We start from the raw sequence: 20777 nt of genomic DNA on the forward strand, positions 1-20777 counted from the left end.
CTCGGAGATGTTTATAAGTGACCGCCCGTCGTTACGCCCACGGGGCTCCGCCCCGGACCCGGCGCCTCAATCGCCGGTGATGGCTTGAGACAAACCTGGCGGGCGGGGCATTCAAACACCCAAGCCTCGCGGGCAGGTCTTCCCGGCGCCACCAGCGATGGGCGGGACAAGCCTCGCGAGGCGAGTGGGTATTTCAAGCCCCTGCGGCGATTGAGCAGCAGGGTCCGGGGCGGAGCCACGTGGGCGCAACGCCGGGTGGGTGCAATGGTCAGCGGGAACGATCCACGCGGCGTTCATCCCACACCGGCTCCGACGTCTCGCGTACGTGGCCGTCCGAGCCGAAGACCAGGTAGCGGTCGAAGGAGCGGGAGAACCAGCGGTCGTGGGTGACCGCGAGGACCGTGCCGTCGAAGGACTCCAGGCCCTCCTGGAGCGCCTCCGCCGACTCCAGGTCGAGGTTGTCCGTCGGCTCGTCGAGGAGCAGCGCGGTCGCGCCCTCAAGTTCGAGCAGCAGGATCTGGAAGCGGGCCTGCTGGCCGCCCGACAAGCGCTCGAACTTCTGCTCGGCCTGGGCCGTGAGTTCGTAGCGACGCAGCAGGGACATCGCCGCGCCCTTGTCCTTCGCGTGGTCGCGCCACAGGATGTCGAGCAGCGGCCGGCCCTGAAGCTCGGGGTGGGCGTGGGTCTGGGCGAAGTGGCCCGGCACGACCCGCGCGCCCAGCTTCCACGCGCCGGTGTGCGCCACGGACTCGTCGCCCGCGAGCAGCCGCAGGAAGTGCGACTTCCCCGAGCCGTTCGAACCGAGGACCGCGACCCGCTCCCCGTAGAAGACCTCCAGGGAGAAGGGCTTCATCAGGCCCGTCAGTTCCAGATTCTCGCAGGTCACCGCGCGGATGCCGGTGCGGCCGCCCTTCAGGCGCATGGTGATGTCCTGCTCGCGCGGCGGCTCCGGCGGCGGCCCCGCCTCCTCGAACTTCCGCAGCCGCGTCTGCGCCGCCGCGTACCGGGACGCCATTTCGTGGCTGACGGAGGCCGCCTGCCGCAGGTTGACCACGAGCTTCTTCAGCTGCGCGTGCTTCTCGTCCCAGCGGCGGCGCAGCTCCTCGAAGCGCGCGAACCGCTCGCGGCGCGCCTCGTGGTACGTGGCGAATCCCCCGCCGTGCACCCACGCGTCGGCCCCGCCGGGACTCGGCTCGACGCTGACGATCTTCTCCGCGGAGCGCGCGAGGAGCTCCCGGTCGTGGGAGACGAAGAGGATCGTCTTGCGGGTCTCGCGGAGCTTCTCCTCCAGCCAGCGCTTGCCGGGGACGTCGAGGTAGTTGTCCGGTTCGTCGAGGAGGAGGACCTCGTCGGTGCCGCGCAACAACGCCTCCAGGACCAGGCGCTTCTGTTCGCCGCCCGACAGCGTGCGCACCTCACGGAACTGGGCCTTGTCGTACGGCACACCGAGCGCCGCCGTCGTGCACATGTCCCAGAGGGTCTCCGCCTCGTAGCCCTGTGCCTCGGCCCAGTCGGAGAGGGCCTGCGCGTACGTCATCTGCGCGGCCTCGTCGTCGACCGTCATGATCAGGTGCTCGGCCTCGTCGACCGCCTTCGCCGCCTCGCGGATGCGCGGCGGGGACACCGATACGAGGAGGTCGCGGACCGTCGTCCCGTCACGGACCGAGCCCACGAACTGGCGCATCACGCCGAGACCGCCGCCGACGGTGACCGAGCCGCCGTGCGGCTTCAGCTCGCCGGAGATCAGCCGCAGGAGAGTCGTCTTGCCCGCCCCGTTCGGCCCCACGAGCGCGACGACCGCGCCCTCGCCGACGCGGAACGACACATCGCCGAGCAGCGCCCTCCCGTCGGGGAGGTAGTACTCGAGGTGTGCCGCTTCCAGATGTCCCATGATCCCGCATTCTGGACGCCCGTGCGGGTGACGGGCAAACGAATTGGCCGGTGGGCGCCGGATGCGGGCCCCGCGCCGGGGTACCAGTCACCCATGTCACCCCTGAAGCCGCTCAAGTCGCTGAAGCCGTTCTCCCCGGGTACGGCCTTTGATTCGCCGCCGCCCGTGCCCCCTACGCTGCGCGACCGGCTCGCCGCGCTCGATCTGCGCGTCTTCGAGTTCGCCGCGAACGCGCACTGGCCGGGCGCCGAGCGGATCCTGCCGCGCCTGAGCCGGTCCGCGAACCACGGTGTGCTGTGGTTCGCGGTGGGCGGGGCGCTCGCCGCGTCCGGGTCGCCGCGCGCCCGCCGGGCCGCCGTGCGCGGCGTGGCGTCCCTCGCGCTCGCCTCCGCCACCATCAACACCCTCGGCAAGCGCTCGGTGCGGCGGGCGCGGCCCGCGCTCGACCCGGTGCCGCTGGTGCGGAGGCTGAAGCGGCAGCCGTTCACGACGTCGTTCCCGTCCGGGCACTCGGCCTCGGCCGCGGCCTTCGCGACGGGCGTGGCCTTGGAGTCGCGCGGTCTGGGCGCGCTGGTCGCCCCCGTGGCGTTCTCCGTGGCGGCCTCCCGGATCTACACCGGGGCCCACTTCCCCGCCGATGTCCTCGCGGGCGCCGCCCTCGGCGCGGGCGCGGCCTTCGCGGTGCGCGGCCTGGTGCCGACCCGCGACCAGATGCCGTCGCCGGGCCGGCCCCTGGTGGACGACGTGCCGGCGCTGCCGGGCGGCGAGGGCCTGGTGATGGTCGTGAACACGGGGGCGGGCACCCCGGAGCGCGTGCGGGCGCTGCGGGACGCGCTGCCCCGCGCCGAGTACATCGAGTGCGCGGGCGACGAGCTCGAACAGCAGCTGGACAAGGCGGCGCCGCGCGCCCGCGCCCTCGGCATCTCGGGCGGCGACGGCTCCGTGAACACGGCCGCGCGGGTCGCGCTCCGGCACGACCTGCCGCTCGCGGTGCTGCCCGGCGGCACCCTCAACCACTTCGCGTACGACCTCGGCATCGAGGACACGGGTGATCTGGCGGGCGCCGTCGAGGCCGGTCACGCGGTCGCCGTGGACGTGGGCCGCTTCTCGTCCGCCGGCGGTTCCGGGATCTTCCTCAACACCCTCAGCCTGGGCGCCTACCCGGAGCTGGTGCGGGAGCGGGAGCGCTGGTCGGGGCGGGTCGGCGGGCGGCTCGCGGACGTCGTGGCGGCGATGTACGTGCTGCGCCGCGACCACCCGTTGAGCGTCGAACTGCACGGCAGGCGGCGGCCGTTGTGGCTGCTGTTCGCCGGGAACTGCACGTACCGGCGGATGGGTCTGACGGCAGGGCGGCGCGCGAGCCTGGCCGACGGCCTGCTCGACGTGCGCACCGTGGACGGCGGCCGGCTGCCCGGTGTGCGGCTGCTCGCGGCGGCCCTCTCGGGACCGCTGTCCCACTCCCCGTTCCACGCGGCGACCCGGCTGACGCGACTGCGGGTGGACGGTGTGGCACCCGGCACGCCGCTCGCCTACGACGGTGAAGTCACCGAGTGCGGCGGGGAGTTGCGGGTGGACAAGGACCACGAGGGACTGCGCGTGTACCGGCCGCACTCGCTGCTCTGACCGCACCCGAAGTCCAGCATCCAAGATGGGTATCTCACTATGCGGCTGGCGGGCGTACGGTGATCGGACCGGCGGGGACGGGTGTCCCCGGCGGTCCGACGTACGCGAAGGGACCGAGCCATGCCGCAGGAGACCGCCGTATACACCCACGGGCACCACGAGTCCGTGCTCCGCTCGCACACCTGGCGCACCGCCGCCAACTCCGCGGCCTACCTGCTCGGCTCGCTCAAGCCGCACATGAAGATCCTCGATATCGGCTGCGGCCCCGGCACCATCACCGCCGACCTGGCCGAGCTGGTCCCCGACGGGCATGTCACCGGCGCCGACCACGCCGAGGGCATCCTGGACCAGGCGCGCGCGACGGCCGCCGAACGGGGCCTGACCAACGTCGACTTCACGACGGCGGACGTGCACGCGCTGGACTGGCCGGACGACACGTTCTGCGTCGTGCACGCGCACCAGGTCCTTCAGCACGTGGGCGACCCGGTGCAGGCGCTGCGCGAGATGCGGCGGGTGACGAAGCCCGGCGGGTTCATCGCCGTACGGGAGTCCGACTACGCCGCGTTCTCCTGGTTCCCGCGGCTGCCCGCCATGGACGACTGGCTGGACCTGTACGAGCGGGTCACCCGCGCCAACGGCGGCGAGCCGGACGCCGGGCGGTTCCTGAAGTCATGGGCCCTGAGGGCCGGTTTCGCACAGGAGGACCTGACGTGCTCCGCCGGCACGTGGTGCTACTCGACGCCCGAGGAGATCGCCTGGTGGAGCGGGCTGTGGGCGGACCGCACGCTGGCCTCCGCGTACGCCGACCGCGCGACGGGCGGCGGGCACGCGACGCCCGGGCAGCTGACGGCGGTGTCCGCCGCCTGGCGGGAGTGGGGCACGCACGAGGACGCGTGGTTCGGCGTGATGCACGGGGAGATCCTCTGCCGCAAGCCCCGCTGACCGCGCGGCGGTTCAGCTGCGGGGCAGCAGCGGGCCCAGCGGTCCGAGGTCGATGTTCAGGTCCTCGGGCCGCAGCCCGTAGCGCTCCCGCAGCTGCTCCATGCGGTCCTCCAGGAGCATCAGGGTCAGCCCGACCCGCTCCTCCTGGTCCTCGGTCAGATCGCCGGTGTCGAAGCGGCGGACCGCCTGCCGCTCCATGAGCTGGCGCAGCAGCTCGACGAGGGTGAGGACGAGCTTCATCAGGTCGCGCTCGACCGTGTCGGGTTCGAGTTCGATGCGGCGGCGTTCACCGTGAGGTCGTTCAGTCACCGTCCAGCACCTCCGGCCAGGGCGAGGGCACTTGTTCGTTCACCGAGCTGATCAGGGCGTTGAGGTCGATGCGCACCAGGTCGACGTCGGCGATCCGCAGGGTGACGTCCCCCGCGAGGACGACGCCGCCCGCGAGCAGCCGGTCGAGGAGGTCGACCAGGGCGATCTCACGCCGTTCGACGACCGTCACGTGGCTCCCTCCTCGTCGTCGGCGGTGAACGAGTAGCCCGCCCACGGCCCGGTCAGTTCGACCCGCAGTCCGGGCTCGCGGTCCTTCGTCGCGTCGACCCGCTCCACGAACTCCTCCGCGCCCGAACGCTCCACGAGATACGCCGCGTTGAGCACGTTCATGCCGCTGGCGCGAGAGAGTTCCGGGTTCTGCGGAGGGTGGACGCGGGTGTACGCGGCGTGCCGGGACAGCTCGTCGTGCAGCTCCTGGGCGAAGCGTTCGGCGCGCCGCCAGGAGTCGTCGCGCGCGCTGCGCTCGGCGCGGCGGCGGCGCAGATAGTCACGGCCGGAGGCGGCCGGCTCGGGCGCCGGAGCCTGGGCCTTGGCCTCGGGCTCCTCGACGTACACCTTCACGCCCCACTCCACGCGCCCCTCAAGGCGGTCGAGCCCCGCGCGAAAGCGCCGCTCCTCCTGCTCCATCATCAGCCGTACGCCGCTGTCGTCACGGAAGACCGTGGCGAGGCGCAGCGGGAGCGGGCTGGTGACCGTGGTGAGCGCGGCGATCACGTTCTGGTGGGCGCGGGCCGTCTCCGTGAGCCAGTCCAGGTCCTCCAGGTGGGCACGGAGCGCCGCCTCGGCGAAGTCCCGCTCCGGCACGGCGCCGACGACGGCGACGAGCCCCTGGTGCTCCAGCTGCCGGGGCGGGGCGCCCGCCACGCCGGTGAGTTCGGCCTGGAGCGGGGCGCCGAGCGGATGGCAGACGGCGTACACGTAGCGGAGCTCGCGCGGTTCGTCCGTGGTCAAGCCGACCCCCTCCGCTTCTCGGTCCGGTCTTCGGTCCGTTTTTCGGTCCGGTCTTCGGTCCGTTTTTCGGTCCGGTCTTCGGTCCGGTCTTCGGTCCGTTTTTCGGTCAGTTCTTCGGTGCGACCTTCGGTGAGTTCGTCGAGTTCGGCGATGCGCTGCTTCAACTCGGCGTTCTCCCTTGCGAGTTCCTTGCGGCGGGCGCCCGAGGAGAGGGCCGGGTCGTCCTCCCACCAGTCGATGCCCATCTCCTTGGCCTTGTCGATCGAGGCGACGATCAGGCGCAGTTTGATGGTGAGCAGTTCGATGTCGAGCAGGTTGATCCGGATGTCGCCCGCGATGACGATGCCCTTGTCGAGGACGCGCTCCAGGATGTCGGCGAGGTTGGCCCCGCCGTCACCCCGGTATGGCTCGGGAAAGCGGCTCGCCGTCGTCATCGGCGGGCCCCGCTCCCCGCGTGCTCCCGCTCCCGCGCGGGCTCCTCGTCCTCGCCCTCCTCGTCCTCGTACTCCTCGTCGTACTCGGCGTCCGGCTCCTCTTCGTCGTCCGGTTCCTCGTCGGCCTCGTCTTCGTACTCCTCCGGCTCCTCCTCGGAGTCGTACGCGTCGGACGGCTTGTCCAGCTCGCGCTCCTGGTCCTGGTCTTGCTCCTGCTCTTCTTCCTCGGCGAGCGCGTCCTCGTGCGAGCGCACGACCTCGCCCTCCTCGATCTCGCCGCGCCAGCCCTCTGGCCGCTCGCCGCGCAGCGTCACGTACCGCGCGAAGTGCTTGAGGTCGAGACGGGCCCTGCGGCCCTGGGCGCGCCAGATGTTGCCGGTCTTCTCGAACAGGCCCTTCGGGTAGTACTCGATGAGCAGCAGCACCCGGGTGAGCCGGTCGGCCAGCGGGTGGAAGGAGACGACGCCCTTCGTGGTGCCCTTGGCGCCCTCGGAGGTCCAGGCGATCCGGTCGTCCGGATGCTGGTCGGTGGTGTGCGCCTTCCAGCTCCGGTTGGACCAGAAGACCTTCAGCTGCCAGTCGGAGGTGACGTCGTCGGCGCGGTTCGCGTTCTTGACGCCCTTCGCGAAGGTGCTGAAGTCCTGGTACTGCGTCCACTGGTCGTAGGCGGTGCGCAGGTCGACGCCGACGTCGACGAACTCCATGATGACGGTGGGCTTCTTGCCCGCACCGCCCTTGCGCTTGCCCTTGCCCTTGCCGCCGAGGCCCTTGAAGGCGTCCACGACGTTGTCCTTGAGCCGGCCCGCGCCGAGCTCCACCGCGCTGCGCACCGGGCCCTTGCCCTCCGCGAGCTTGCGGCCGCCGTCGAGCGCGAGCCTGGCGAAGCCGGGGCTGTTGCCCTCGGCGATGTCGTTCAGTTTCACGGTGCTCTCGCCGAGCTTGCGGCCCGCGCCGATGAGCAGCCGCTGGGCCTGCGCGGCGAGGTACTCCTGCAGTTCCGCCTTGAGGTGGTCGGCGGCCGCGCTGCCGGCGAGGCCGCCGAGCTGGTTCTTCGTGGTGTCAGCCACGGCCACGGCCTCCCTTCGCGGCGGTCTTCCTGGCGGCGGTCGTCTTCTTCGCCGCCGCCTTCTTGGGCCCCTGCGGCCGCGCCGAGCGCTGCTTGGCGGGGGCCTTCTTCGCGGCCGACTGCTTCGTGGCCGACTGCTTCTCCGTGCTCCCGGCCTCCGCGGGGCGGCGGTCCTCGGCGGACTCCTCCTCGGAGGACTCCTGGGCCCCTTCCGCGTCTTCGGCCTCGTCCTCGTAGCCGTCGTACTCCTCGTCGTAGTCGGCCCCGGACTCCGCCTCGTCGTCCCCGCGGTCACGGCCGCGGCCGGGGACGGCTCCGGTGACCCGCTCCCCCGCGTTCCGCACGTCGTCCACGTCCGGGGCGACGCCCTCGATCTGGTCGCGGACACCCTGCGTACGGCTGTGCAGGCGCCCCGCGAGGCCCTCGATCTGGCGCTCGACGAGCGCGCCCGAGGCCGCCTTGCCGACGCCGCGCAGGTCCTCGCGGAGCTGGTCGCCGATCTCCTTGAACTGCGGGTTGTTCTCCAACTGCGTGGTCACCATGTCGGCGAGCGCACGCGGGCTCAGGTTCAGCCGCTTGCCGGCGACCATCGTGCCGACGGCGATCGCCAGCTTCATCTTCTTCGTACGTCCGAGGACGTAACCGGCCCCTACCGCGAGGCCGAGCGCTGTTCGGTTCAAGGTCCCTCCAGACGGTCGAGGAGCTCGTCCTCGACGCGGTCGAACGTTTCCTGGTCGATCTCGCCGGACACCAACTTCTCTTCCAGGCGAGCGAGTTCGGCACGTACGGCCGCCGGGTCGTAGTACTGCCGCTCTGCTTCGGCGAGCACCTGCTCCACCGCCCACAGGGACCCGCGGACCGGAGCCAGCGGCAGCAACAGCAGCTCCGAGATCAGGCCCATGGGCTCAGTCCGTCGTGGCCGCGGGCTCCGAGGGGCCCGGCTCGACGAAGCTGTACGGGGGCAGCGGCCCGTTGACCGTGAGGTCGAGGTGCGGGTGGCTGCCGCGCAGTTCCTCCACGGCGGCCAGGAAGTGCTCGGCCGCCTTCTTGTCGACGAGGAACGAGAGGTTGGCCAGCCAGCCCGTGCTCTCGGGCCCCGCCGACATCGCGGAGGCCGCGGGTTCGAGCAGATGCTGGAGCTCCACGGCGTCCTCGGCCTCGCGGGCCTGCACGGCGGACACGACCAGCTCGCCGAGGCGCAGCCGCTCCTCGTACGTACCGCCGCCCGCCTGCCTGTTGGCCTCGGTCAGGGTACGGACCTCGGGGTTGTCGACCATCACCTTGTGCAGCACCGCTTCCTCGTCGTGCTGCGCCTTGACGTTGTACTCGACCTTGCCGTCGAGCTCCCGAAGCCGTTCCTGATAGTGGTCGGCGCGCTCGGCGAGCACCGCGGAGACCGACTCGTCGTCGGGCGCGAGGGAGCCGAACCGCATCGGCAGCACCGGTCCCCCGGCGCCCGCCTCCGAGAGCACGCTCTGGTGGGCGAGCAGGTCGCGGCGCTTGGGCCGCAGCCCTTCGGGGGCCTCGCTGACGAGTGCCACGAGCGGGCCCTCCTTGACGAGGCGCACCTCGCGCGCCGGTTCACCGATGCCGCCCATGCCGGCGGGCAGGGAGGGGTGTTCGGAGCTCGCGATGGCGTAGATGTACGTGCTGGTGCTCACTCCTGCTCCTCCTTACGGCGGCTCGTGGCGGGCCTGCGGCCACTGGAACCAGATCGCCTCGACTCCGCCTGGCCCTCCTCGCGGGCCTGGGAGAAGGCGCCGGATATGGTCTCGGCCGCACCGGACAGAGCGCCCTTGGTCTTGCCGCGCGCGCCGGACTCCATGCTGTCGCCGACCATGTCGGTCAGTCCGGACGGCTTCTTGGATCCGGTCTCCAGATCCAGCCTGTTGCAGGCCTCCGCGAAGCGGAGATAGGTGTCGACACTGGCGACGACGACCCTGACGTCGATCTTCAGGATCTCGATGCCTACCAGCGAGACACGGACGAATGCGTCGATGACGAGCCCACGGTCCAGCACGAGTTCGAGTACGTCGTACAGGCCGCTGGTGCCACCACCGCCGCCTGACTGCTGTGCGGGGACAACGGTCATGGAGGCAGGTCCTCCCTGTCTGTGTAGTACGCGGTTCGAGGCGGGGCGCGACGGCCTAGTGGCCGCCCTGCCTGTGTGCCGGCTCGGAGCGCCCCCGCTCGTAGCGGCGGATGCGCCGGTAGCCGGTCAGTACGCCGTGCGGGTCCAGGCTCACCTGGTAGCTCGCCAGCAGGCTCATGGTGTCGGGGACCCGGGCCACTTCAAGGACCTCGATCTCCAACTCCCAGCCGTCCTCGGTTCGTTCGAAGGACGACACGGTCTCGGCCGCCATGCCGGTGAGCTCCGCCAGCTGGGCGCGCGCTTCACGCAGCACCTCCATGGGGCCCGGCGCGCCGCCCGCCTCGGTGGTCTTGTCGTCGCCGGGCTCGCGCTCCGACGACGCTTGCGTCTTCTTTGTGTTTGTCATGGCAGCCTCGGTCACCGAGTCTCCACAGTCGGCCGGAACAAACCTCAACTCCCTTGCCGGGTGCGGAGTTTGCGCCAGGCGGGGCCGAGCGAGCGGCCCCGCCCGAGCAGGCCGTCCCACGGGTCGGTGCGGGCCTGTTCGGCGGCGTTCGTGATGTTCCAGTGCTGGGCGCCGACCGCGGGGGCGCCGAGCTGTTGCCAGCTGAGCGGCGTGGCCACGGGGGCGCCGGGCTTGGCGCGCACCGAGTACGGTGCGACGGCCGTCTGGGCGTAGGCGTTGCGCAGTACGTCCAGGAAGAGGCGGTCGCCACGGTCCTTCTTGCGCGGGGCCGTGGTGAGCGCGTCGGGGTGTTCGGCGGCGAGCGTATCGGCGACCTGCCGCGCGAAGTCCCGCACCTCGTCGAAGTCCTGGCTCCCGTCGAGGGGTACGACGACGTGGACGCCGCGCGAGCCCGTGGTCATCGGGGCGCTGGGCAGGCCCAGGTCGTCCAGCATCGCGTGCGTCAGACGGGCCGCCTCGCGGACGGTCTCGAAGTCGTCCCGCGCCGGATCGAGGTCGAAGACGAGGCGGTCGGGGTGGTCGGTGTCGTCGGCGCGCGACAGCCAGCGGTGCAGGGTGAGGGCGGCCTGGTCGACGAGGAAAATCAGGGTGGCGGTGTCGTCGCACACGGTGTGCGTGACGGTGCCGCCCTCCTTCGGCACCTCGGCCCGGTGGATCCAGTCGGGGTAGTGGTCCGGGGTGTCCTTCTGCATGAAGCGGGGCCCGTCGAGGCCGTCGGGGTGGCGCTCCAGCATCAGGGGGCGGCCGCGGAGGTGCGGCAGCATGTGCGGGGCGATGGCCCGGTGGTACTCGGCGAGGTCACTCTTGGTGATGCCGTCCGGCAACAACACCTTGTCCGGTCGCCGGACGTCGGGGGTACGGGTGTCCGTCATCGGGGCCTCCTTCTACCTGTTGCGCGGCACCGCGGTCGACGCCTCGGGGCTCCGCCCCGGACCCCGCGCCTCAATCGCCGGCGGGGCTCGATTTACTCACCCGCCGCCGAGACGTGAATGAATGCCGCCGGCGAGGGCGCCCAAATGGGCATCCATCGCCGGGGTGAGCAAATGGACTTCCATCGCACGGGGCAAATGGGCCCCCGTCGCCCCGGAGGCAAACGGGCCCCATCGGCGGGAGTCGGCAAAATCAAGCCCCTGCGGCGATTGAGCAGCGGGGTCCAGGGCGGAGCCCCGAGGCCGCAACCACGGGGTCATGACGTCACCGCGTGCTCGACCAGCAGGGCGACCGCGGCCACGATGCCCGCCGCGTCGATGCCGGCCGCGGCCAACTGTTCCGCCGGGGTCCCGGAACCCGGGATCGTGCGGACCCCCAGCCGGGCCATCCGCGGCGCCGGTTCCGCGTCGGAGAAGGCCTCGGCCACCGCGTCCCCGAGGCCGCCCTGCTCCCGGTGGTCCTCCACCGTGAGCAGGCACCCGGTGGCCCGCGCGGCGTCCCGCAGGGTGCGGCGGTCCACCGGCTTCACGGAGTACAGGTCGATCACCCGCACCGGGATGCCCGCCGCCGCGAGCTCGTCCGCCGCCTTCAGCGCCTCGTGGACCGTGACTCCCGCCGCGACGACCGTCACCCGGTCGCCGTCCCCGGAACGCAGCACCTTGCTGCCGCCCACCGGGAAGTCCTCGTGCGGCGGATAGATCACCGGCGCCGCGCCGCGCGAGGTGCGCAGATAGCGGATGCCCGTCAACTCGGCCATATGCGAGACGAGTTGGGCGGTCTGGTTGGCGTCGCACGGGTAGAGGACCGTGGTGTCCGGGACGGCACGCAACATCGCCAGGTCCTCGAGACCCATCTGGGAAGGACCGTCCTCGCCGATCGCGACACCCGCGTGCGAACCGACCAGGTTGAGGTCGGCGCCGCTGATGGCCGCCATCCGGATGAAGTCGTGGGCGCGGGTCAGGAACGCCGCGAAGGTACCCGCGTACGGCAGCCAGCCGCGCGCACTCAACCCGACAGCCGTGGCGACGAGTTGCTGCTCGGCGATGTAGCACTCGCCGTACCGCTCGGGGTGCTCCTTGGCGAACATCTCGGTGCGCGTGGAGTCGCCGACCTCCCCGTCGAGCGCGACGACGTCGCCGCGCGCGGAACCGAGCGCGGTGAGCGCCCGGCCGTAGGCGTCGCGGGTGGCGACCTCGTCGCCGACCTCGAAGCGCGGCAGGTCGAGTCGGCCGCTGCGCACCGCGTGCAGGATGCGCGCGGCGGGCGGCGCCTGCACCGACATCCGCAGGCCGCGGTCGCCGCCGAGTTCCCGGACGGCCTCCGCGGCGCCCGGCACCGGCTTGCCGTGCGCGCCCTCGCGATCCTCCACCGCCGCGACGCCCTTGCCCTTGAGGGTGCGGGCGAGGATCACCGTGGGGCGGCCGACGGTGGACGCGGCCTCGGCGTACGCGCGGTCGATCTCCGCCACGTCGTGCCCGTCGATCACGACGGTGTGCCAGTCGAACGCCTTGAAGCGGCGGGCGTAGGCGTCGAGGTCGTGGCCGTGCCGGGTGGGTCCGCGCTGGCCGAGCCGGTTGACGTCGACGATCGCGGTGAGGTTGTCGAGCTGCTCGTACCCGGCGTACTCGGCGGCCTCCCACACCGACCCCTCGGCCATTTCGCTGTCGCCGCACAGGACGTACACCTGGTAGCCGACCCGGTCGAGACGCTTGCCCGACCAGGCGATGCCGGCCGCGACCGGGAGGCCCTGGCCGAGGGAGCCGGTGGCCGTCTCGACCCAGGGCAGGCTGCGCGGCGTGGGGTGTCCCTCCAGCCTGCTGCCGAGCTTGCGGAAGGTGAGCAGTTCGGCGTCGTTGAGGGCGCCTGCCGCCTTGTACGCCGCGTAGAGGAGCGGCGAGGCGTGGCCCTTGGAGAGGACGAAGCGGTCGTTGCCGGGGTGGGCGGGGCGGTCGAAGTCGTAGCGGAAGTGGCGGGCGAAGAGGACGGCCATCAGGTCGGCGGCGGACATCGAGGAGGTCGGATGCCCGGAGCCCGCGGCGTCGGCCGCGCGGACCGAGTCGACCCTCAACTGCTGCCCGAGGGCGTGGAGTTCGGCGTCGCTGTACGTGGTGGTCACGGGGCACCTCCTTGGTCCTGCCGGTCCGTCTTCGACTGAACCGTCTTCTGCTGGTCCGCCTTCTGCTCGTCGCGGCTGTCGTCGGGTACGCGCGCCAGCTCCGGTGACGCCGTGTCGAGCGGCACGGACCAGGAGCGCACGAGGCCCAACTGGACGGCCTGGCGCGGCAGTACGGAGTCGAGCAGCCAGTCGGCGGCGACCCGCACCCGGTTCCCCGGCATCGCGGCCAGGTGATACCCGCGGGTGACGGCGCCCGCGAGCGGACCGGACAGCGGGACGCCGAGCGGGTTCGCGGCGGCCTGCACGCCGCCGAGGTCGACGGTGAAGCCGAGGTCCTTGTGCCGGTAGTCGCGGCGTTCGCCCTTGCCGAGGGACGCGGCGACGTTCAGGCCGGCGACGCGCCCCTGCCGCCAGGCGTGCTGCGCGGTCATCGGCGTGTACTCGCCCGGCTTCTCCAGGTCGGGCACCGCGGCCGCGTCACCGCACGCGAACACCTCGGGGTGTCCGGGCACGTTCAGATAGGGGTCGACGAGCAGCCGGCCGCGCTCCAGGGGCCGCCCCAGTTCGGCGACGAGCGGATCGGGGCGGACGCCGACGCACCACACGAGCGTACGGGTGTCGACGAACTCCCCGTCGTCCAGAAGGACACCGTCCTTGGTGGCCTCCTTCACGGACGTCTTGGGCCGGATCTCGACGCCGCGCCGACGCAGCACGCTGTCGGCCGTGCGGGACAGATGCTGGTCGAGTTCCGGCAGGACGCGCGGCGCGAGGTCGAGCAGCATCCAGCGCGGGCGCATGCCGTGGCGCAGCGGCTGCTTCTTCACGAGCGCGTCGGTCAACAGCTGCCCCTGCGCGGCGACTTCGGTGCCGGTGTAGCCGGCGCCGACCACGACGAAGGTGCAGCGGGCCCGGCACTCCTCGGGGGATTCGGCGGCCGCGGCGAGCTCGATCTGGCGGGTGACGTGGTCGCGCAGGTACAGCGCCTCGGGCATGCCCCGGAACCCGTGCGCGTGCTCGGCGACGCCCGGCACCGGCAGCAGCTTGTTCACGCTGCCGACGGCGAGGACGAGCCGGTCGTACTCCAGGGTGCCGCGCCCGCCCTCCGGGTCGGTGTAGGCGACGACCCGCTCGTCGAGGTCCACGCCGTCGGCCTCACCGAGCACGAGCCGCGCGTGCGGCAGCGTCCCCGACAGCGACACGGTGACCCGGCGCGGTTCGAGCGTGCCCGCGGCCACCTGCGGCAACAGCGGCACGTACAGAAAGTAGTCGGTGGGATTGAGCAGGGTGACGTCGGCGGTGTCGCGGGCCACCCGCGTCAGCATGCGGGCGGCCCGGTATCCGGCGAAGCCGGCACCGACGACGACGACTCGGGATCGGCTCACGGCGCTCACGCTCCAGGCGTCGGCGGTGTGGTCGGCATCGGCGGCGCGGTGGGCACCGGGGGCCGTCCGGGCCGCGCCGCGACCCGCAGCGCGTACGCCGCGGCGCCGAGGACCACGGCCACCACCAGGGCAGCGCCCCAGTCCGGCATGCCGAGGGCGAGGACGAGTCCGAGCGCGAGCGCCACGGCCGCCCCCGCGTACAGCGCGGCGACGCCGGCTCCCGCGTACAGGGCCGCCCTGCGGCGCTGCGCCCGCACGGACGCGGTGAACTCCTCGCGGAGCGTCTCGCGCACGGCGTGCGTGACCCGTCCGGCCAGCTCGTCGGTCAGCTGCTCGTTGATGTGTTCGCCCATGCGTTCCATGCGCGCCGGGTACCCGTGCCCCGCTTCGCGTAACGAGGACGACCTGGCGCCCGCTTCCGCGAAACGATCACGCGCTCCCGGCCCCTCCGACTAGGCTCCTCCCCATGGAAATCCTGGGAACCACGCTGCGCGTCTGCGTCGAGGACCTGGAGTCCTCGGTCACGTTCTACGAGAACCTCACGGGCAGCAGAGCGCTGCGGTTCGAGCGCGGCGGGGTCTCCGTGGCCGCGGTCGGCTGCTTCCTCCTGATGAGCGGTCCCAGGGCGGAGATCGACGTGCTCCGCAAGGTCGCGGCGACGATCGCGGTCCCCGATGTCGAGGAGGCCGCCATGCTGCTCACCGCCTCCGGCGCCAAGGTGATCGCGGGTCCGGTGCCGAGCCCGGCGGGCCGCAATCTGATCGCGATGCACCCCGACGGCTCGGTGTTCGAGTACGTGGACCGTCAGGCACAGCCCGAGGAACCCGCCGCACAGGCCTGACCGGCGGCGCGGCACGTATCCTCGCCCGGGGCACGACGGGCGAAGGACGGTGCACGTGGCGGGCAGCACGGCGGGGTCGGACGAGGGGCGCCAGGAGAAGACGTCCCTGAGCGCACAGGCGCGGGAGGCGGTGCGGCAGCGCATCGTGGACCGCCGCTACGCGATGGGCGCGCGGCTCGTGGAGCGGGAGGTCGCCGAGGAGCTGCGGATGTCGCGGGTCCCGGTGCGGGAGGCGCTGCGGGCGCTCGTCGCGGAGGGCCTGCTCGAACTGCTGCCGCGCAGCGGTGTGCGGGTGCGCCGCCTGGAGCGGACCGATGTGCGGCATCTGTACGAGGTGTGGGAGCCACTCGCCGTACAGGCCTCGCGGCTCGCGGCGCGGGCGCTCACCGCGCAGGATCCGCCCTCCCTGGACGCGCTGCGCGCATGCCTCGACCGGGCGGAGCGGGCGGCCGCGGCCGACGAGGGCACGCGCGAGGTGGCCGCGCACACCGAGTTCCACGAGGAGATCGTGGCGCTCGCCGGAAACCCGCTGCTCGCCCGCACGATGGAGCAGCTGAGCTGGCAGCTGCAGCTGCTGTTCGGGCTGCGCGAGGAGCCGGCCCACATGCGGGCGCAGCACGCGGACATCTTCCGGCACATCGCGGCGGGCGCCGAGGAGCTGGCGGCGGCGAGCACGCTGCTGCACGTCAGGGACAGCCGGGCGGTCGCCCTGAGGTCACTGTTCGGCGACACCACTTTGTATACCGGGAGTGAGTGAGCCCTCGAGGATCCCTTCGGGCTCACCCTTTGTAAACGGTCATTTAGCCGCATAGGCATGGGCTCCCTTGTCGCGCGCTCCGGGTTGGTATACAAAAAGGCGGGCCAGCTCATCCTCGTAGAACCCCTCCTGGAGCCCCCATGTGCGTCGAGCCCGCCGAGCCCCCGTCCAGCCGACTGACCCGCCGCGGCGTTCTCGCCGCGTCCGCCGTGCTCGCGGGCACCGCGACCGCGCTCGGCTCCGGCGCGGCCACGGCCTCCGCCGCACCCCGCCGCCCGGCCACCGCGCCCCGCGCCGGTGACCTGGTCGTCGACGGCGGCACCCTGCTCGACCCGGCCACCGGCGAGGTCACCGAGGACGCGGTCGTCGTCATCCGCGACGGTGTCGTGCGCGCGGCCGGCGCCCGCGGCCGTGTGGAGATCCCCGGCGACGTCGAGCGCCTCGACGCGCACGGCCGCTGGGTGCTGCCCGGACTCGTCGACGCGCACATCCACCTCAACACCGCGACCGAGGCCCTCGACGCGGTCCGCAAGGGCGCCACCAGCGCGCGCAGCGGCTCCACGAACTTCTACCAGGACATCGCCGTACGGGAGTTGGCCCGCCAGGCCCCCGAACTCGCGCCCCGCCTGAAGGCCGCCGGCGTCTTCGTCACCCCCGAACTCGGCGACACCGTCCTCGGCGACCCGGACCTCACCCCGCTGGCCCGCCTCAAGGGCGGCGTGCGGTCCGCGGAGGCGCTGCGCCGCGTCGTCGAGGTGAACCTCAAGCGCGGCGCCGACGTCATCAAGACGCGCGTCAACGAGCGTGCGGGCCTCGCCGAGCAGGACCCGCTCGAGCAGGTCTACTCGCGCGAGCAGCTGTCCGTGATCGTCGATGCCGCGGGACGCGCCGGCAAGGGCGTGCTCTGCCACAGCTACAGCGAGAAGGGCTGCGACGACGCGGTGCGCGCGGGCATCCGTTCCCTGGAGCACGGCGCGTACGTCAGTGAGCGCACGCTCTCCGAGATGCGGCGCCGCGGCACGTTCTTCACCCCGACCCTCGGCGCCATCGCCGGCATGATCGGCTCCGACGACCCGATCCTCGACGAGCGCGGCCGCACCTACCTCCCGCTGCTCAAGAAGGCGGCCCTCGCCGCGCACGAGATGGGTGTCCCGCTGGCCGCGGGCACGGACTCCTCCGGCGGCACCGTAGACCCGATCGGCGGCGAGGTCGAGCTGATGCGCTCGGCGGGCCTCGGCGCGCTCGACGCGATCCGTACGGCGACGACCGGCGCGGCGAAGCTGCTCGGCCTCCAGGACACCGTGGGCCGCCTCGCGCGCGGGTTCGCGGGGGACGTGCTGCTCGTCGACGGCGATCCGCTGGCCGACGTGTCGGTGCTCAAGAAGCCGGCGGGCGTGGTGCGTTCGGGCATCGCGGTCTGACGGGCGGCCGAGGTCGGCCGACGTAGGTCGACGTAGGCCCACGTACTCCATCACCTTCTGCATCTTTCTTCTCGGATTCCCCCTCGAACTCGAACGAAGGAGAACGGCATGACTCCTCCCCTGTCCCGGCGCGGTGTCCTCGCGGGCGCGGCCTCGATCGGCGTCGGCGGTGCGGCCCTTGGTGCCACGGCGACTCAGGCGCAGGCGCGGGCGCAGGCCGCGGAGCCCCGCGGCGCCGGCAAGGCCGTGGTGTTCCGCGACGTCCGCCCCTTCGGCGCCCGGGAGTCCGTGGATCTGACCGTCGTCGACGGGAAGTTCACGGACGGGCCCGCGCCCGCGAACGCGCGGATCGTCGACGGCGGTGGGCGGATCGCCCTGCCGTCCCTGGTGGACGCGCACATCCACCCGGACAAGACGACCTGGGGCAGCGACTGGATCTCGCGCAAGCCAGCGGACGGCATCGCCGACTACTGCGAGCAGGACGTCGAGGTGTTCCGTACGCAGAAGCGGCCGGTCGGCGAGCGGGCGTACGGCCTGATGTCGCACGCGGTAACCCGCGGCACCCGTGCCATGCGGGCGCACGCGGACGTGGCGCCCGCCTACGGCCTCGCCGGGGTCGAGGGCGTCGCGCAGGCGCGGGAGCGGCTCGCGGACGCGCTCGACGTGCAGATCGTCGGCTTCCCGCAGCACGGTGTCGTACGCACGCCGGGCACCGCCGAGCTGCTGCGGACCGCGGCGCGGGACGGGCTCGTCGACATGGTCGGCGGCATCGACCCGATCAGCTTCGACAACGCCATGGACGAGCAGCTCGACCTGCTCTTCGGCCTCGCGGACCGGTACGGCGTCGGGGTGGACATCCACCTCCACGACCGGGACGAGAAGGGCACGAAGGTGCTGCGCGGCATCATCGAGCGCACGCGGTCGCTGTCGCTGCGGGGCAAGGTGACGGTGAGCCATGTGTTCTGCCTGCCGATGCTGAAGGATGCCGAACTGGCCTCAATGGCTGCCGACTTGTCCGACCTGGACATCGCGCTGACGACGGTCGCGCCGAGCGCGGACCTCGTGCTGCCCATCGCCAAGCTGAAGGAGCACGGGGTGCGGGTCGGGCTCGGGTCGGACGGGGTCCGTGACTCGTGGAGCCCGTTCGGCAACGCGGACATGCTGCACCGTGCGCACATCCTCGGCTGGGTCACCGACATCCGCCTCGACGACGAGCTGACGGCTTGTTACGCGGCGGGGGCGCACGGTGGGGCGGATGTCATGGGGCTGCCCCGGGTGGAGTTCAAGCCGGGCGACCCGGCGGACTTCGTTCTGCTCCGCGGGGAGGGGGTTCCGCAGGTGGTGGTGGACATGCCGCAGCGGGACGTGGTGGTTCACCGGGGGCACGTGGTGGCGCGCAACGGGGAGTTGGTCTAGCCACCCCCGTGGCGTGGGGCTCGTCGGGCCTCACGCCACTGGGCGCCCGGAGCGGGCCTGTTCCGCCCAACCGGCGTCACGGCCCCGGGGGCTCAACCACCGCCGGACGGCCGCATGCGGAAGTCGTACCGGGCGGGCAGCGGGTCCCCCGGCGGAGCCACCCGGTTCCACACCGTGCCAAGCGTCTCCGCCCCCTCCCGCAGATCCGCCACCTCGAACCCCGCCTCGAAGACGGCGCGCGCGGCGCCCACGTCACCTTCCGCGCACAGGAGTTGCGCCTCGATCAAGCGGAAGCGCCCCCGTTCCCGCGTGGCCGGATGCAACCGGTCCCACACACCACGGGCCGCCGCCACCCGCCCCACCGCGAGCAACACCTCGATCGCCTCCCGGCCGAGGGCCGCGCACACCGTGAGCCACGGCTCCCCCTCGTCCCGCCGCTCCGCACACAGGTCGTCGAACGCCTCGGCACACCGGTCCGCGGCCCGCTCCGTATGGCCTTCCTCCACGTCGGCCACGGCGAGGCAACGCAGGAACGGCCAGAGCGAGGGCGCCAGTTCGAGCCCGCGCTCCCAACTGCGTACGGCCTGCGCCCGATCGCCCGCATGCCACTGCGCGACGCCCAGGTGGTACTCGGTCTGCGGGCGGGCGGGCGCCGTCTCCAGCATGTCCCGCCACGGCGGGGAGACCAGCGAAGGACCGGGCGGCCCCACCCGGCGCTGCTCGGGGAACGCCCCCGTCTCGAGCAGCGCGCGCCACGGCGCCTGCGCCTCCCCGAGCGTCGACTCCTCGAACGGCGTGCCCGGCAACTTCCAGCCCGCGCGCAGCACTTCGAGCGCACCCCACCCGGACCCGACCGCGAGCCGCTCCCCCGGCTCCGTGTCGGCGCAGCCCCGCCACGCCTCGTACGCGGCGTCGACGTCGGCGCGCGGCAGGACGTCCTCGAGGCGCCGCTCCACCTCGCCGACCGCGCGACCCCAACTCCCGCCCCCGTGCACGGTTTCCGCGTCCGCGGCCAGCGGCCCGTACGCCTCGAGCCAGCTGAACTCGCCGTCCGGTTCCAGGCGTACGTGTTCCAGCTGCGTGCGCGCGAGCCCGGCCTGGATCTCGCAGTAGCCGCCCGTGCCGGGCTCGGTCAGCCACTCCTGCCAGCGCCTGCCGCCCGTCCCCGCGCCCCACACGAACAGCTTCCGGCCGCGCAGCAGGTCGGTCGACGTCTGCACGAGGCCGTGCCCGGCGTCGTCGAGCGCGGCGATCCAGCGGCGCCGCCCGTCCTCGACCTCGTAGAAGTAGTCGGCGGGGTACTCGCTGTTCAGCGGGTACGTGCGGTCGGCTCCCTCGTGCTCCGGCACGGGTACGCGGCTCAGCGTCCGCTCGTACGCGAAGTACCAGGCCTCGTCGGCGGGCGCGAGCACGCGGCGCTCCTCGGGCACCGCGATGTTGGACCACCAGTAGGTGGGCGCGGGTTTCTCGTGCGGATTGCGGATCCGTACGCCGACGTACAGGAAGTCGGAGCCGTCCGGGAGCCACAGGTCGACCTGGAAGGGGAGGTCGCGCAGGCGTTCCCACTCCCACAGGCGCAGCATCTCGCCGCCGTCCGGGGCGGGCACGCGCGCGGCGTGCAGGGGTGCGCAGGACAGGGCGGTGTGGCCGGTCGCGCCGATGTTCCACTCGATGCCGCCGGAGAACCAGGCGCCGTTGAGCGCGAAGTCGGCGGGCTGGAACACCGGGTTGCGGTACAGGAGTTCGCGCCCGGTCGGCTTGTGGAAGAGGGAGGCGACGCGGCCGCCGAGGCCGGGCAGCACCGTCGCCCGCAGCCGGTCGTTCTCGATCACGATCGTATCGAGGTCGACCGATGTGCGCTCGCGGCCGTACCCGTCACGGATGCGCTCTGGCAGCACGCTGCGCAGCGGCCGGTAGCCGACCTGCCGGGCCATGTCGAGCGGCATGTCCTCCTTGGCGCGCTCGTCGACCTCGTGCATCTCGTCGAGCGGTCGCAGTGGCGGCAGCGGATTGTCCGGGCCCAGGGGCACTCCCGGCAGGGTCAGTACCGCGCGGCGGATCTCGGTCACGTGTGCCTCCCGTCGCCAGGGGCGAGGCCCGCCCCGATGACCATGGAACA

At 72.5% G+C, this 20777-nt stretch carries 22 protein-coding genes; 6 read left to right on the forward strand and 16 right to left on the reverse strand.

Features of this window, described 5'->3' with window-relative positions; genetic code table 11:
* Window positions 1-268: 268 nt before the first annotated feature.
* Window positions 269-1891 (reverse strand): ABC-F family ATP-binding cassette domain-containing protein, encoded by a 1623-nt coding sequence (locus ACFV9W_RS36970; RefSeq protein ID WP_385770083.1) that lies wholly within the window; start codon window positions 1889-1891, stop codon window positions 269-271.
* Window positions 1892-1984: 93 nt separating this feature from the next.
* Between ACFV9W_RS36970 and ACFV9W_RS36975 the strand changes: the two genes are divergently transcribed.
* Entirely contained in the window at window positions 1985-3514 is a 1530-nt protein-coding gene (locus ACFV9W_RS36975; protein WP_385770085.1) for a bifunctional phosphatase PAP2/diacylglycerol kinase family protein, read from the forward strand.
* 120 nt (window positions 3515-3634) lie between these two features.
* A complete protein-coding gene (locus ACFV9W_RS36980; RefSeq protein ID WP_385770087.1) occupies window positions 3635-4456 on the forward strand; it encodes a class I SAM-dependent methyltransferase in 822 nt (273 codons plus the stop codon).
* A 12-nt stretch (window positions 4457-4468) separates the two neighbouring features.
* On the opposite strand, the gene ACFV9W_RS36985 is transcribed toward ACFV9W_RS36980, so the two are convergent.
* From ACFV9W_RS36985 to ACFV9W_RS37050, 14 genes are all read right to left on the reverse strand, one after another.
* Window positions 4469-4765, reverse strand: a complete 297-nt coding sequence (locus ACFV9W_RS36985; RefSeq protein ID WP_385770089.1) for a gas vesicle protein K — start codon at window positions 4763-4765, stop codon at window positions 4469-4471.
* Complete coding sequence (locus tag ACFV9W_RS36990) at window positions 4758-4955, reverse strand: gas vesicle protein (protein WP_385770091.1); 198 nt, start codon at window positions 4953-4955, stop codon at window positions 4758-4760. The genes ACFV9W_RS36985 and ACFV9W_RS36990 overlap by 8 nt, the downstream gene beginning before the upstream one ends.
* On the reverse strand, window positions 4952-5737 hold the full coding sequence (locus tag ACFV9W_RS36995; protein WP_385770093.1) for a GvpL/GvpF family gas vesicle protein: 786 nt from the start codon (window positions 5735-5737) through the stop codon (window positions 4952-4954). The genes ACFV9W_RS36990 and ACFV9W_RS36995 overlap by 4 nt, the downstream gene beginning before the upstream one ends.
* The gene (locus tag ACFV9W_RS37000; protein ID WP_385770095.1) at window positions 5734-6171 is read right to left on the reverse strand and encodes a gas vesicle protein; all 438 of its coding nucleotides are present in this window, start codon (window positions 6169-6171) and stop codon (window positions 5734-5736) included. The genes ACFV9W_RS36995 and ACFV9W_RS37000 overlap by 4 nt, the downstream gene beginning before the upstream one ends.
* On the reverse strand, window positions 6168-7244 hold the full coding sequence (locus tag ACFV9W_RS37005; RefSeq protein ID WP_385770097.1) for an SRPBCC family protein: 1077 nt from the start codon (window positions 7242-7244) through the stop codon (window positions 6168-6170). The genes ACFV9W_RS37000 and ACFV9W_RS37005 overlap by 4 nt, the downstream gene beginning before the upstream one ends.
* Entirely contained in the window at window positions 7231-7917 is a 687-nt protein-coding gene (locus tag ACFV9W_RS37010; RefSeq protein ID WP_385770099.1) for a DNA primase, read from the reverse strand. The genes ACFV9W_RS37005 and ACFV9W_RS37010 overlap by 14 nt, the downstream gene beginning before the upstream one ends.
* A complete protein-coding gene (locus ACFV9W_RS37015) occupies window positions 7914-8138 on the reverse strand; it encodes a gas vesicle protein GvpG (protein WP_385770101.1) in 225 nt (74 codons plus the stop codon). The genes ACFV9W_RS37010 and ACFV9W_RS37015 overlap by 4 nt, the downstream gene beginning before the upstream one ends.
* A 4-nt stretch (window positions 8139-8142) precedes the next feature.
* Window positions 8143-8898, reverse strand: a complete 756-nt coding sequence (locus ACFV9W_RS37020) for a GvpL/GvpF family gas vesicle protein (RefSeq protein WP_385770103.1) — start codon at window positions 8896-8898, stop codon at window positions 8143-8145.
* The gene (locus ACFV9W_RS37025) at window positions 8895-9329 is read right to left on the reverse strand and encodes a gas vesicle structural protein GvpA (protein ID WP_385770105.1); all 435 of its coding nucleotides are present in this window, start codon (window positions 9327-9329) and stop codon (window positions 8895-8897) included. Before ACFV9W_RS37025 ends, ACFV9W_RS37020 begins: the two co-directional genes overlap by 4 nt.
* Window positions 9330-9384: 55 nt before the next feature.
* Window positions 9385-9735 carry a gas vesicle protein gene (locus ACFV9W_RS37030; protein ID WP_385770107.1) on the reverse strand — a complete coding sequence of 117 codons (351 nt, stop codon included), beginning with the start codon at window positions 9733-9735 and terminating at the stop codon, window positions 9385-9387.
* 44 nt (window positions 9736-9779) lie between these two features.
* The gene (ligD, locus tag ACFV9W_RS37035; protein ID WP_385770109.1) at window positions 9780-10667 is read right to left on the reverse strand and encodes a non-homologous end-joining DNA ligase; all 888 of its coding nucleotides are present in this window, start codon (window positions 10665-10667) and stop codon (window positions 9780-9782) included.
* A gap of 314 nt (window positions 10668-10981) precedes the next feature.
* The gene (locus ACFV9W_RS37040; protein ID WP_385770111.1) at window positions 10982-12841 is read right to left on the reverse strand and encodes a transketolase; all 1860 of its coding nucleotides are present in this window, start codon (window positions 12839-12841) and stop codon (window positions 10982-10984) included.
* Complete coding sequence (locus ACFV9W_RS37045) at window positions 12838-14223, reverse strand: NAD(P)/FAD-dependent oxidoreductase (protein ID WP_385770113.1); 1386 nt, start codon at window positions 14221-14223, stop codon at window positions 12838-12840. Before ACFV9W_RS37045 ends, ACFV9W_RS37040 begins: the two co-directional genes overlap by 4 nt.
* Window positions 14224-14228: 5 nt before the next feature.
* Window positions 14229-14585, reverse strand: coding sequence for a phage holin family protein (locus tag ACFV9W_RS37050; protein ID WP_385770115.1), 357 nt, complete (start codon window positions 14583-14585; stop codon window positions 14229-14231).
* A gap of 104 nt (window positions 14586-14689) precedes the next feature.
* Here ACFV9W_RS37050 and ACFV9W_RS37055 point away from each other — a divergent pair, with 104 nt between their 5' ends.
* The 4 genes from ACFV9W_RS37055 (at window position 14690) to ACFV9W_RS37070 (ending at window position 18658) form a co-directional block, all read left to right on the forward strand.
* Window positions 14690-15064, forward strand: coding sequence for a VOC family protein (locus ACFV9W_RS37055; protein WP_385770117.1), 375 nt, complete (start codon window positions 14690-14692; stop codon window positions 15062-15064).
* Window positions 15065-15119: 55 nt separating this feature from the next.
* Entirely contained in the window at window positions 15120-15821 is a 702-nt protein-coding gene (locus ACFV9W_RS37060) for a GntR family transcriptional regulator (protein ID WP_385770119.1), read from the forward strand.
* A gap of 140 nt (window positions 15822-15961) precedes the next feature.
* Complete coding sequence (locus ACFV9W_RS37065; RefSeq protein WP_385770121.1) at window positions 15962-17242, forward strand: amidohydrolase family protein; 1281 nt, start codon at window positions 15962-15964, stop codon at window positions 17240-17242.
* A gap of 108 nt (window positions 17243-17350) precedes the next feature.
* Entirely contained in the window at window positions 17351-18658 is a 1308-nt protein-coding gene (locus ACFV9W_RS37070) for an amidohydrolase (RefSeq protein ID WP_385770123.1), read from the forward strand.
* A gap of 92 nt (window positions 18659-18750) precedes the next feature.
* Here ACFV9W_RS37070 and ACFV9W_RS37075 read toward each other — a convergent pair whose 3' ends face one another.
* A complete protein-coding gene (locus ACFV9W_RS37075; protein WP_385770125.1) occupies window positions 18751-20727 on the reverse strand; it encodes a DUF5107 domain-containing protein in 1977 nt (658 codons plus the stop codon).
* Window positions 20728-20777: the final 50 nt, after the last annotated feature.

Source organism: Streptomyces sp. NPDC059897, from assembly GCF_042730865.1.
GTDB lineage: Bacteria > Actinomycetota > Actinomycetes > Streptomycetales > Streptomycetaceae > Streptomyces.

What these genes read in the sequence shown, in the direction of transcription:
- ACFV9W_RS37015 (WP_385770101.1), bottom strand. Translation starts at nt 8,138, where the DNA reads ATGGGCCTGATCTCGGAGCTGCTGTTGCTGCCGCTGGCTCCGGTCCGC.
- ACFV9W_RS37030 (WP_385770107.1), bottom strand. Translation starts at nt 9,735, where the DNA reads ATGACAAACACAAAGAAGACGCAAGCGTCGTCGGAGCGCGAGCCCGGC.
- ACFV9W_RS36980 (WP_385770087.1), top strand. Translation starts at nt 3,635, where the DNA reads ATGCCGCAGGAGACCGCCGTATACACCCACGGGCACCACGAGTCCGTG.
- ACFV9W_RS37070 (WP_385770123.1), top strand. Translation starts at nt 17,351, where the DNA reads ATGACTCCTCCCCTGTCCCGGCGCGGTGTCCTCGCGGGCGCGGCCTCG.
- ACFV9W_RS36975 (WP_385770085.1), top strand. Translation starts at nt 1,985, where the DNA reads ATGTCACCCCTGAAGCCGCTCAAGTCGCTGAAGCCGTTCTCCCCGGGT.
- ACFV9W_RS37065 (WP_385770121.1), top strand. Translation starts at nt 15,962, where the DNA reads ATGTGCGTCGAGCCCGCCGAGCCCCCGTCCAGCCGACTGACCCGCCGC.
- ACFV9W_RS37000 (WP_385770095.1), bottom strand. Translation starts at nt 6,171, where the DNA reads ATGACGACGGCGAGCCGCTTTCCCGAGCCATACCGGGGTGACGGCGGG.
- ACFV9W_RS37025 (WP_385770105.1), bottom strand. Translation starts at nt 9,329, where the DNA reads ATGACCGTTGTCCCCGCACAGCAGTCAGGCGGCGGTGGTGGCACCAGC.
- ACFV9W_RS37055 (WP_385770117.1), top strand. Translation starts at nt 14,690, where the DNA reads ATGGAAATCCTGGGAACCACGCTGCGCGTCTGCGTCGAGGACCTGGAG.
- ACFV9W_RS37050 (WP_385770115.1), bottom strand. Translation starts at nt 14,585, where the DNA reads ATGGAACGCATGGGCGAACACATCAACGAGCAGCTGACCGACGAGCTG.
- ligD (WP_385770109.1), bottom strand. Translation starts at nt 10,667, where the DNA reads ATGACGGACACCCGTACCCCCGACGTCCGGCGACCGGACAAGGTGTTG.
- ACFV9W_RS36970 (WP_385770083.1), bottom strand. Translation starts at nt 1,891, where the DNA reads ATGGGACATCTGGAAGCGGCACACCTCGAGTACTACCTCCCCGACGGG.